The organism is Streptomyces sp. 8L, assembly GCF_020176795.1.
GTDB lineage: Bacteria > Actinomycetota > Actinomycetes > Streptomycetales > Streptomycetaceae > Streptomyces.
The window spans coordinates 1-11,062 of the sequence record NZ_JAIUKE010000369.1; the positions used below are offsets into that span (position 1 = coordinate 1).

The 11,062-nt window shown below is 68.4% G+C and carries 10 protein-coding genes; 2 read left to right on the forward strand and 8 right to left on the reverse strand.

The features are described from left to right. Positions 1-138: 138 nt before the first annotated feature. From qcrB to ctaE, 4 genes are all read right to left on the reverse strand, one after another. Positions 139-1,764, reverse strand: a complete 1,626-nt coding sequence (qcrB, locus tag LCE31_RS26915; RefSeq protein ID WP_225018633.1) for a cytochrome bc1 complex cytochrome b subunit — start codon at positions 1,762-1,764, stop codon at positions 139-141. After that, positions 1,761-2,816: a cytochrome bc1 complex Rieske iron-sulfur subunit gene (gene qcrA / locus LCE31_RS26920; protein ID WP_225018635.1), complete on the reverse strand. Its 1,056-nt coding sequence runs from the start codon at positions 2,814-2,816 to the stop codon at positions 1,761-1,763. The genes qcrB and qcrA overlap by 4 nt, the downstream gene beginning before the upstream one ends. Continuing rightward, on the reverse strand, positions 2,813-3,622 hold the full coding sequence (qcrC, locus tag LCE31_RS26925; RefSeq protein WP_225018637.1) for a cytochrome bc1 complex diheme cytochrome c subunit: 810 nt from the start codon (positions 3,620-3,622) through the stop codon (positions 2,813-2,815). Before qcrC ends, qcrA begins: the two co-directional genes overlap by 4 nt. Before the next feature lie 76 nt (positions 3,623-3,698). Then, on the reverse strand, positions 3,699-4,319 hold the full coding sequence (ctaE, locus tag LCE31_RS26930) for an aa3-type cytochrome oxidase subunit III (RefSeq protein WP_225018639.1): 621 nt from the start codon (positions 4,317-4,319) through the stop codon (positions 3,699-3,701). A gap of 235 nt (positions 4,320-4,554) precedes the next feature. Here ctaE and LCE31_RS26935 point away from each other — a divergent pair, with 235 nt between their 5' ends. Continuing rightward, the gene (locus tag LCE31_RS26935; RefSeq protein ID WP_225018641.1) at positions 4,555-4,956 is read left to right on the forward strand and encodes a hypothetical protein; all 402 of its coding nucleotides are present in this window, start codon (positions 4,555-4,557) and stop codon (positions 4,954-4,956) included. Positions 4,957-5,105: 149 nt separating this feature from the next. Here the strand turns inward: LCE31_RS26935 and LCE31_RS26940 are convergent, their stop codons facing one another. The 4 genes from LCE31_RS26940 to ctaC all read right to left on the reverse strand — a co-directional run bounded on the left by LCE31_RS26940 (position 5,106) and on the right by ctaC (position 9,605). Next, a complete protein-coding gene (locus LCE31_RS26940) occupies positions 5,106-6,398 on the reverse strand; it encodes a L,D-transpeptidase (RefSeq protein WP_225018643.1) in 1,293 nt (430 codons plus the stop codon). Positions 6,399-6,505: 107 nt separating this feature from the next. Continuing rightward, on the reverse strand, positions 6,506-6,904 hold the full coding sequence (locus LCE31_RS26945) for a cytochrome c oxidase subunit 4 (protein ID WP_225018645.1): 399 nt from the start codon (positions 6,902-6,904) through the stop codon (positions 6,506-6,508). Then, a complete protein-coding gene (gene ctaD / locus LCE31_RS26950; protein ID WP_374118566.1) occupies positions 6,901-8,643 on the reverse strand; it encodes an aa3-type cytochrome oxidase subunit I in 1,743 nt (580 codons plus the stop codon). The genes LCE31_RS26945 and ctaD overlap by 4 nt, the downstream gene beginning before the upstream one ends. Beyond that, on the reverse strand, positions 8,640-9,605 hold the full coding sequence (gene ctaC / locus LCE31_RS26955) for an aa3-type cytochrome oxidase subunit II (protein ID WP_225018647.1): 966 nt from the start codon (positions 9,603-9,605) through the stop codon (positions 8,640-8,642). The genes ctaD and ctaC overlap by 4 nt, the downstream gene beginning before the upstream one ends. A 242-nt stretch (positions 9,606-9,847) precedes the next feature. On the opposite strand from ctaC, the gene LCE31_RS26960 reads away from it, so the two are divergent. Next, on the forward strand, positions 9,848-11,062 hold a 1,215-nt coding region (locus tag LCE31_RS26960), incomplete at its 3' end, for a cysteine desulfurase family protein (RefSeq protein ID WP_225018649.1).

Here is an 11,062-nt window from a genome sequence, read left to right on the forward strand (position 1 = left end):
CCCGCCGCGGCCGGGGCGGCGCGGGCGGGGCCCCGCCCCCCCGGCCGCCGCCCCCCCCGCCGCGCCCCCCCCCGGGGCCCGGGGGGGCCCGGGGGCCGGGGGCCCGGTGCGTGGCGAACTCTGCCCGCGCGGCAGGGATCAGTGGTGGCCGTGGCCGCTGGTGATCTCCTTGTACTCCTCCGCGGTCGGCTTGGGGATCTGGTTGCCCTCGCCGTAGTAGCCCTTGCTGAGCTTCGCGCGCAGCTTCTCGGCAGGGCCGATCTTGCGCTCCACGCCGTTCTCGTCGACGGTCTCGCCGAGGTCGAGCGGCTTGTACTGCTCGTGCGCCGTGAGCGTGTGCAGGGCCTCGGGCTCCAGCGGCGTGTGGACCTCGACGAACTCGCCGTGCGGCAGGCGCTTGATGAGGCCGGACTCGCGCCCGTGCAGCACCTTCTCGGCGTCCCGCCGCTGCAGGCCCATGCAGACCCGCTTGGTGACGATGAAGACGAGGACCGGGACGACGAAGAACGCGACCCGGACGAACCAGGTGATCGAGTTGATCGACAGGTGGAAGTGCGTGGCCCAGATGTCGTTGCCACCACCGAGGAGCAGGACGAAGTACCAGGAGATCCAGGCGGCACCGAAGCCGGTACGGGTCGGCGCGTTGCGCGGCCGGTCCGCGATGTGGTGCTCGCGCTTGTCCCCGGTGACCCAGCCCTCGATGAACGGGTACACCGCGATCGCCGTGAGCACCAGCGGGAAGATCACCAGCGGGATGAACACGCCCAGGACGAGCGTATGGCCCGCGAAGTTGATCTCCCAGCCCGGCATCACACGGATCAGGCCCTCGGAGAAGCCCATGTACCAGTCGGGCTGGGCGCCGGTCGACACCTGGTCGGGCCGGTAGGGGCCGATCGCCCAGATCGGGTTGATCGTGGCGACGGCCGCGACGATCGAGATCAGGCCGAAGACCAGGAAGAAGAAGCCGCCCGCCTTGGCCATGTAGATCGGCAGCAGCGGCATGCCGACGACGTTCTTCTCGGTACGGCCGGGGCCCGCGAACTGCGTGTGCTTGTGGTAGAAGACCAGGATCAGGTGGGCCGCCACCAGGCCCAGCATGATGCCGGGCAGCAACAGGATGTGGATCGAGTAGAACCGGGCGACGAAGTCGCCTCCGGGGAACTCGCCGCCGAAGAGGAACATCGACAGGTACGTGCCCACGATGGGCACGGACAGGATCGCGCCCTCCATGAAGCGGACACCGGTGCCCGACAGCAGGTCGTCCGGGAGCGAGTAGCCGGTGAAGCCGGTGAACATGCCCAGGACGAACAGCAGGAAGCCGAACATCCAGTTGACCTCACGCGGCTTGCGGAACGCGCCGGTGAAGAACACACGCATCATGTGCACGAACATCGCCGCGAGGAAGATCAGCGCGGCCCAGTGGTGGATCTGCCGGATCAGCAGACCACCGCGGACGTCGAAGCTGATGTTCACCGTGGAGTTGAACGCCTCGGACATCCGGATGCCCTGGAGCGGGACGTAACTGCCGTGGTACACCACCTCGTTCATCGAGGGGTGGAAGAACAGCGTCAGGTACACACCCGTGAGGATGATGATGATGAAGCTGTAGAGCGAGACCTCGCCGAGCATGAAGGACCAGTGGTCCGGGAAGATCTTGCGCATGTTGGCCTTGGCGAGGGAGTAGATCCCCAGCCGGCCGTCCGCCCAGTCCGCGAGGCGCTCGCCCGCGGGTGCCTGGCGGTTGTCGTCCGTCGCAGTACTCATCCGCGCTCCCAGAAGGCAGGACCGACGGGCTCGTCGAAGTCGCCGAGCGCCTCAAGGTTGCCCTGGCCGTTCACGCCGATCCGCAGCTGCGGGAGCGGGTGGCCGGCCGGGCCGAAGATGACCTTGGCACCGTCGGAGAGGTCGAAGGTGGACTGGTGGCACGGGCACAGAACGTGGTGCGTCTGCTGCTCGTAGAGGCTGATGGGACAGCCGACGTGGGTGCAGATCTTCGAGAAGGCGACGATCCCCTGGTGTCCCCAGTCCAGCTCGCGCTTGTCCTTGATCTCGTCCGGCTCGATACGGACGATCATCAGGGCCGCCTTGGCGATCTGCTCCTGGAAGTCCTCGTTGTCCTCCTTCAGCCCGTCGGGCATGGCGAAGGTGAGGGAGCCGACCGAGACGTCCTCGGGGCGCAGCGGCTGCATCGTGTTCATGTTGATGAGCTGCTTGCCCTTGGCCCACATGGTGGAGCGGAGCTTCTTCTCGGGCAGCGGGCCCAGGTCGCGCAGGAGCATGACGCCGGAGAGCGGGACGAGCGCCATGGCGCCGAACAGCGTGTTCCGGACCAGCTTGCGGCGGCCGAAGCCGGACTCGGCGACGCCGTCGGCGAAGTCCTGCATGACCTGCGCCCGTACCTCGGGCGGCGCCTCGATGGCGTGCCGCTCGGAGGGGACCTCGCGGTCCGACATCAGCGTCCTGGCCCAGTGCACGGCGCCCGCGCCGATGCAGAAGAGCGCCACGCCGAGCGTGATGCCGAGCGAGAAGTGCAGGATGCTGACGTGCCCGAACGGGAAGATGTAGACGATCTTGTCGACGGGGAACGCCACGTACGAGGCGATGAACGCCACCGTGGCCAGCATCGACAGGACGAACAGGAAGGCGACGGTGCGCTCGGACCGCTTGGCCGCGCGCTCGTCGATGTCCTGGATGCGCGGGAGGTGCGGGGGCAGCCCCGGGTCCGCGAACGGGTCGTCCTTGCGCGCCGCGGCGGTGCCGTGCGCCCCCTGCTCACTCGGCAGGTTCTCTTCTGGTGGGGTGTCTTGGCTGCTCATGACTTCTTGGCCTTAGCGGTGTGGGCCGCGATCCAGACGGCGACGGCGATGAGGGCACCCAGACCGAAGATCCAGGCGAACAGGCCCTCACTGACGGGGCCGAGACCACCGAGCTTCAGACCGCCGGGCGACGTGGACTGCGAGCCGTTGACCGTCTGGATGTAGGCGATGATCTGCTTCTTCTGCGCAGTCGGCATCGTCGTGTCCGGGAAGTTCGGCATGCTCTGCGGGCCGGTCTGCATGGCCTCGTACATGTGCTTCGGGGTGACGCCTTCGAGGCCGGGCGCGAACTTTCCGTTCGTCAGCGCGCCGCCCTCACCGCTGAAGTTGTGGCACTGCGTGCAGTTCGTACGGAACAGTTCGCCGCCCTTGGCGACGTCGGACCCGGCCGGGTTGTACTCCTGCGAGGTCGGGACGGAGGGACCGGCACCGAGCGAGGCGACGTACGCGGCGAGCTGGTCGATGTCGCCCTGCGAGTACTGGACCTTCTTCTTCTCGATCTGCGGGCCGGGCTGCTGGGCGGGCATACGGCCGGTGCCGACCTGGAAGTCGACGGCGGCAGCGCCCACGCCGACCAGGCTCGGCCCGTCGGAGCTGCCCTGACCACCGGTTCCGTGGCAGCTGGCACAGCCGACGTCGTACAGCTTCTTGCCCTCGTCGATCTTGAGGGACTGGGCGGAAGTGTCGGCCTGCGCCTTGTCCGCGGGCGCGAACGCGGCATACAGCCCCCCTGTGGCCGCCAGCGCGAGGAGTAGGACGACGACCGCCGCCAGCGGGTGGCGTCGTCGTGCGGAGAGCTTTTTCACGGATTACCCCGGTGTCAGGATCTTCTGCGTCGGTGCTTCTGGAGTGTGTGCGAGCGCGTCGGGCGCGAGGGCCCCGCTACTTGATCAGGTAGATCGTGGCGAAAAGGCCGATCCAGACGACATCGACGAAGTGCCAGTAGTAGGAGACGACGATGGCGGCCGTAGCCTGCTCGTGCGTGAATCTCTTGGCCACGTACGTACGGCCGAGCACGAACAGGAAGGCCATGAGGCCGCCCGTCACGTGCATGCCGTGGAAGCCGGTGGTCAGGTAGAACACCGAACCGTACGGGTCGGAGGAGAGCGAGATGCCGTCCTCCTTGACCAGGTTCGTGTATTCGAAGATCTGGCCGCCGATGAAGATCGCACCCATGACGAACGTGACCACGAACCATGCCCGGAGCTTCTTCACGTCACCGCGCTCGGCGGCGAACACGCCGAGCTGGCAGGTGAGTGAGGAGAGCACCAGGATCGTGGTGTTGCCCGCCGAGAACGGGACGTTCAGGTGCGAGGCCATGGACTGCCAGTGCGCCTCGCCGGTCACCGAACGCAGGGTGAAGTACATCGCGAAGAGGGCCGCGAAGAACATCAGCTCGGAACTCAACCAGATGATCGTTCCGACGCTGGTGAGGTTCGGCCGATTGACCGTCGGGTGCGCGGGCCCGGTTTCTACTGTCGTTGCTGTCGCCACGACCGACATTATGTCGGTCGCTTATCCCGCCCTCACTCCGGGGGGTGCCGTTCGGTGTGTCTATGCCCTGTGTCCAGCTCCAACGGCTCAGCCGGAGGCCGGTTGACGGCTCGGTCAACGGCTCGGCCCTTGGCTGTCCTTACCGGTGCTGACTGGGTGTGTGACGGAGTAGCATCCGGCCATTGGCCCCACGGCGTACGACCGCCGCGGGTCCCTCGCAGACGCCTCAAGTCATGGAGGAACAATGCGGCCGACCGCCACCGTGCTGGTCTACAGCGACGACGCCAACACCCGCGAGCAGGTACGGCTGGCCACCGGGCGTAGGCCCGCCGCCGACGTGCCGCAGGTCGAGTTCCTGGAGTGCGCGACCCTGCCCGCCGTACTGAGCGCCCTGGACCGGGGCGGTGTCGATGTCTGCGTGCTGGACGGGGAGACGGTCCCCGCCGGCGGCATGGGCGTGTGCCGGCAGATCAAGGACGAGGTCTTCCACTGCCCGCCGGTGCTGCTGCTGATCGGCCGCCCGCAGGACGCGTGGCTCGCCACCTGGAGCCGCGCCGACACGGCGGTCACTCTTCCGGTGGAACCTGTGGACTTCGCGAGTGCGCTGGCGTCCCTGCTGCGGGGCAGGCTGGCCGTCAGCGCCTGACCCGGTCTCCCCCACCCGGTTCCGTCACCCGGTTCCGTCACCCGGTGGTACGCGTACGACGCGGCAGTGCCGCTCCAGGGGCCCTCTCAGGGGCGCCCGGGGCGGCACTGCCGCGTTTCCAACCGCTTTCGCGGGTCGTGGGGCGCGGGTCAGACCGCGGGGCGCAGACGGGACGCCTGGACCGTGTTCTGGGCGGAGTCGCTGGTGCTCTTGTCGGTACCGGTGGACGAGCCACCGCCTTGTATGGCGCTCCCCTTGAGCCATTTCCTCCAGTCGAGGTTCCAGTCGCCGTAGCCGTTGCCGAACGGCTCCATCTCGTCGCCGTCGCTGTTGACGACCTTCACGACGTCGCCCGGGCGCACGGCGTTGAAGAACCACTCGGCGTCGTCGGTCGACATGCCGGTGCAGCCGTGGCTGGTGTTCGCGGAGCCCTGTGAGCCGACGGACCAGGGTGCGGCGTGCACGTACTCACCGCTCCAGGTCACCCGGGTGGCCCAGTGCACGGGCAGGTCGTACGAGTCGGAGCTGCCCGCGGCGATGCCGACGGTGGAACTGCGCATCTGGACGAACGCCTGCTTCTCCAGGACGACCTTGATGCCGTCGCGGGTCTCGAAGCCGGGCTTGCCCGTCGTGACGGGCAGATCGTTGATCTCCTTGCCGTTCCTGTACACCTTCATCCGGTGTGCCGCGGCGTCGGTGACGGCGATCAGGCGGTCGCCCGTGGTGATGCTGAGCGGCTTGGAGGCCCCGCCGTAGAGCTTGCCGTCGACCTTGACGCCGGCGAGGTTGCTCGTCGCCTTCACGGAGGCGTGGGCGGGCCAGTACGACTCGGGCCGGTAGTGCAGATGGGTGGAGTCGACCCAGTACCAGGAGCCCTCCGTGGCGGGCACCGAGGTGACCTTCAGGGACCGCTCCACGACGGCGCGCGCGGCGGGCGACTTCACGGGTGAGCTGAGCTGGGCGGTGATGGGCTCGCCGACGCCGTACTCCCCGGCGTGGGGGCCGAAGGCGACCTTCAGCTGCTTGGTGGAGGGCGGCGCCGCCGTGTCGAAGGAGAGCCTGCGGGTGCCGGGCTTCCCGTCGCTGTTCTCGGTGGAGACCCGGACGGTGTAGCGGGTGCCCGCGGTCAGGGGCGCGGTGGAGTGCCACCGCATGCCGTCCGCGGCCAGTTCGCCGGCGAGGTGGTGGCCCGCGGTGTCGACGGCGGTGACGTCCGTGATGCGGCCGTCGCCGTCCCTCGACGTGATCTCCAGGGGCTTGTTCAGCGGTACGGGCTTCTTGTGGTCCGTGGCCGCGCTGAACGAGACCTGGTCGGCCGCGTTGTAGGGGTGCGATGAGAGTTTGCCGCTGTCTGTGCCACCGCACGCCGCGGCGCCCGCCCCGAGGGACGCGAGCAGCAGGGCGCAGCCGGCAACGGTGCGGTAACGAGGCGTGTCGTTCATGGCCTCACGCTATGAAGGTTCGTCAGCCCTGGCGCGACGAGTGCGGCAAACGAGGGACCCGGACCCTCCGCTTCGGAGTGTCCGGGCCCCTCGGGTGATTCCGTGTGCTACTGGTTCCGGCTCTCACCGTGGTAGTACTCGAAGACCCAGCCCCACAGGCCGATCATGATGAGCGGGGCCGAGAAGTACAGCAGCCACCAGCCCATCGCGACGGCGAGGAAGGCGAGCGCGCCCCCGATGCCGAGCGAGACGGGGGCCCAGCTGTGCGGGGAGAAGAACCCCACCTCGCCGGCCTCGTCCGCGACGTCGGCCTCCGTGTTGTCCTGCGCCAGCTGGTCCATGCGGCGGGCGGTGAAGGACAGGTAGAAGCCGATCATCAGCGCCAGGCCGAAGGCCAGGAACAGCGCCACCGTGCCGGCGACCTCGCGCGACCAGTAGCCGTAGACGATCGCGACGACCAGGACGAAGAGGCTCAGCCAGAGAAAGAGCCGTCCTTGGATCTTCACTTGCCGGCCTCCTTGGCGCTGCCGCTGCCGGCCAGGGCCTTGTCACCCTCTACATGGGCGAGCTGGTCCAGTGCGGCGATCTCCGGGTGGTGCAGGTCGAACGCCGGGGATTCGGAGCGGATGCGCGGCAGCGTGAGGAAGTTGTGCCGCGGGGGCGGGCAGGATGTCGCCCACTCCAGCGAACGCCCGTATCCCCAGGGGTCGTCGACCTCGATCTTCTTGCCGTACTTGGCCGTCTTCCAGACGTTGTAGAAGAACGGCAGGATCGACAGGCCGAGCAGGAAGGAGCTGATCGTCGAGATCGTGTTCAGCGTGGTGAAGCCGTCGCTGGCGAGGTAGTCCGCGTAGCGCCGCGGCATGCCCTCGGCACCCAGCCAGTGCTGCACCAGGAAGGTGCCGTGGAATCCGACGAACAGCGTCCAGAAGGTGATCTTGCCGAGCCGCTCGTCCAGCATCTTCCCGGTGAACTTCGGCCACCAGAAATGGAATCCCGCGAACATCGCGAACACCACGGTGCCGAACACCACGTAGTGGAAGTGCGCCACCACGAAATACGAGTCGGACACGTGGAAGTCCAGCGGCGGGGACGCCAGGATGACGCCGGTGAGGCCACCGAAGGCAAAGGTGATCAGGAAGCCGATCGACCAGAGCATCGGGGTCTCGAAGGACAGCGACCCCTTCCACATCGTGCCGATCCAGTTGAAGAACTTCACACCGGTCGGTACCGCGATGAGGAAGGTCATGAACGAGAAGAACGGCAGGAGCACGCCACCGGTCACGTACATGTGGTGGGCCCACACGGTCACGGAAAGGCCGGCGATGGAGATCGTCGCGGCGATCAGGCCGATGTAGCCGAACATCGGCTTGCGGCTGAAGACCGGAATGACCTCGGAGATGATCCCGAAGAACGGGATCGCGATGATGTACACCTCTGGATGGCCGAAGAACCAGAAGAGGTGTTGCCAGAGCAACGCCCCTCCGTTCGCGGCATCGAAGACATGCGCCCCGAATTTCCGGTCGGCCTCCAGGGCGAACAGCGCGGCGGCCAGGACGGGGAAGGCGAGCAGGACCAGGACACCGGTCAGCAGCACGTTCCAGGTGAAGATCGGCATCCGGAACATCGTCATGCCGGGCGCGCGCATGCAGATGATCGTGGTGATGAAGTTGACGGAGCCGAGGATCGTGCCGAAGCCAGAGAAGGCCAGACCCATGATCCACATGTCGCCGCCGACGCCCGGCGAGTTGACCGCGCTGGACAGCGGCGAGTAGGCGAACCAGCCGAAGTCGGCCGCACCCTGGGGGGTGAGGAAGCCGCCGACGGCGATGAGCGAGCCGAACAGGTACAGCCAGTACGCGAACGCGTTGAGCCGTGGGAAGGCCACGTCGGGCGCGCCGATCTGGAGCGGCATGATCCAGTTCGCGAACCCGGCGAACAGCGGCGTCGCGAACATCAGCAGCATGATCGTGCCGTGCATCGTGAACGCCTGGTTGAACTGCTCGTTCGACAGGATCTGCAGACCGGGCCGCGCCAGCTCCGCCCGCATGAAGAGGGCGAGCACGCCGCCGATGCAGAAGAAGGCGAACGACGTGATCAGGTAGAGCGAGCCGATCGTCTTGTGGTCGGTCGTGGTGACCCACTTCACGACCACGTTGCCGGGCTGCCTGCTCCGGACCGGCATCTCGTTGGCGTACGAGTCCTCGTCCTCGGCACCCTGGGATTGTTCGTTGAGGATGCTCACAGTGTCTTGTCCTCCGCGTTCCTGGCCGGACCCGTCTGGGCGATGCCCGCCGGGACGTAGCCGTTCTGGCCCTTCTTCGCCAGGTCCTTCAGATGCTGCTGGTAGCGCTCCGGAGAAACGATCTTGACGTTGAAGAGCATCCGCGAGTGGTCCACGCCGCACAGCTCGGCGCACTTGCCGCGGAAGGTGCCTTCCTGGGTCGGCGTGACCTCGAAGGAGTTGGTGTGGCCGGGCACGACGTCCATCTTCATGAGGAACGGCAGGACCCAGAAGTCATGGATGACGTCACGCGACGTCAGGATGAACCGCACCTTCTGGCCCTTCGGAAGCCAGAGCGTCGGGCCGGGGTTCCCGGTCTGCGGGTTGCGCTCGCCCGGCGTACCGGCGTCGTAGACACCCTCGGCGCCCTTGGGGAAGGCCTTGGTGAACTTGTCCGGGATGGCGCTGAGCTGGCTCGGGATCTTGGAACCCGTCGAGTCGTTGCCGTCCACGTTCTCGACGTAGTTGAAGGCCCAGCTCCACTGGTAGCCGACCACATTGATGGTGTGGGCGGGCTTGGGAGAGAGGTCGAGGAGCTTCGACTCGTCGCGCGCGGTGAAGTAGAAGAACACCGAGACGACGATGAGCGGAACCACGGTGTACAACATCTCGATCGGGAGGTTGTACCGGGTCTGCGGGGGAACCTCGATCTTCGTGCGGCTGCGCCGGTGGAAGATGACGCTCCAGATGATCAGGCCCCACACGAGGACGCCGACCACCAACGCCGCGGCCCAGGATCCCTGCCAGAGGGAGAGGACCCGAGGTCCCTGCTCCGTGACCGGGGTCGGTAGACCAAGGCGTGGAAAATCCTTGTACGAGCAACCGGTGGCGGTCACCATGATCAGGCCCGCGGTCAGCACCACCTGCGGCAGCTTCCGCCGCATCGGGCGCCGCGACGAGCGGTCGGAGCCGTTGGGACTCACGTAGCGCCTTCCCGAGAGTCTCGCCCGCGCGACCGGCTGCGGCCGTCTCGGTCGTCGCCGGCCCTGTCACGGGCAGGGGTTTGATGTTTATGCGGACCAAACCCTACTGGACGCTATTTGGCGTCGCGCGGGGAGGGTGCCCAACGCGCCGCCCGACGCCCCGAAGGGATTCAACCCCTGGCCGGGCGGCACTTCTGACACTCCCTCCGGCCCCGGCGAGCGGCCCGGGTTAGCCTCACGGCGTGCCCTACTTCGACTCGGCGTCCTCCGCTCCCCTGCATCCCGTCGCACGCCAGGCGCTGCGGGCGTCGCTGGACGAGGGGTGGGCGGACCCGGCGCGCCTGTACCGGGAGGGGCGGCGCGCCGCGCTGCTCCTCGAGTCGGCCAGGGCCGCCGCGGCGGAGGCCGTGGGCTGTCGCGCGGACGAACTGGTTTTCACTCCTTCGGGGACGCAGGCGGTCCACGCGGGCATGGCCGGCGCCCTTTTCGGCCGTCGGCGTGTCGGCGGGCACGTGGTGGTGTCGGCGGTCGAGCACTCGTCGGTACTGCACGCCGCGGGGTTCGCGGCGGACGCGGGCGGCTCCGTCACCGAGGTGCCCGTGGCCCGGTCGGGGGCGGTCTCGCCGGGGGCGTACGCGGACGCGCTGCGCGCGGACACGGCGCTCGCGTGCCTCCAGTCGGCCAACCACGAGGTGGGCACGGTGCAGCCGGTGGCCGAGGTCGCCGGGGCGTGCCGCGAGCGCGGGGTGCCCCTGCTGGTGGACGCGGCGCAGTCGCTGGGCTGGGGTCCTGTCCCGGGCGCCTGGTCGCTGCTGACGGCGAGCGCGCACAAGTGGGGCGGCCCGGCGGGCGTGGGGCTGCTGGTGGTGCGCAAGGGCGTGCGGTTCGCGCCGCAAGGCCCTTCGGACGAGCGGGAGTCGGGGCGGGCGCCGGGCTTCGTGAACATCCCGGCGGCGGTGGCGGCGGTGGCGTCGCTGCGGGCCGTACGGGAGGAGGCGGCGGCGGAGTCGCGGAGGCTGGCCGCGCTGGTGGACCTGGTCAGGGCGCGGGTGCCGGAGCTGGTGCCGGACGTGGAGGTGGTGGGCGACCCGGTGGCGCGACTCCCCCACCTGGTCACATTCTCCTGTCTCTATGTCGACGGAGAGACTTTGCTGCACGAGCTGGACCGCGCCGGTTTCTCGGTGTCGTCGGGTTCGTCCTGCACGAGCGACACGCTGACGCCGAGCCATGTGCTGCGGGCGATGGGCGTGCTGTCGGAGGGCAATGTGCGGGTGTCGCTGCCGCGCGGGACGGAGCGTGCGGAGGTCGAGCGTTTCCTCGACGTGCTGCCGCGCGCCGTCGCGACCGTACGGGCGCAGCTCGACGCGCCGGGCGCGGGCGCGGCGCGGGGGGGGGGCGCGGGCGCGGCGCGGCCGGCGGACGCGGCGGCGGGGCCCGCCTCGGAGACGCCGGGAGGG

Bases quoted from the DNA above. Each gene is read 5' to 3' on its own strand.
- qcrB (WP_225018633.1), bottom strand. From the start codon at position 1,764: ATGAGTACTGCGACGGACGACAACCGCCAGGCACCCGCGGGCGAGCGC.
- qcrA (WP_225018635.1), bottom strand. From the start codon at position 2,816: ATGAGCAGCCAAGACACCCCACCAGAAGAGAACCTGCCGAGTGAGCAG.
- ctaE (WP_225018639.1), bottom strand. From the start codon at position 4,319: ATGTCGGTCGTGGCGACAGCAACGACAGTAGAAACCGGGCCCGCGCAC.
- LCE31_RS26935 (WP_225018641.1), top strand. From the start codon at position 4,555: ATGCGGCCGACCGCCACCGTGCTGGTCTACAGCGACGACGCCAACACC.
- LCE31_RS26940 (WP_225018643.1), bottom strand. From the start codon at position 6,398: ATGAACGACACGCCTCGTTACCGCACCGTTGCCGGCTGCGCCCTGCTG.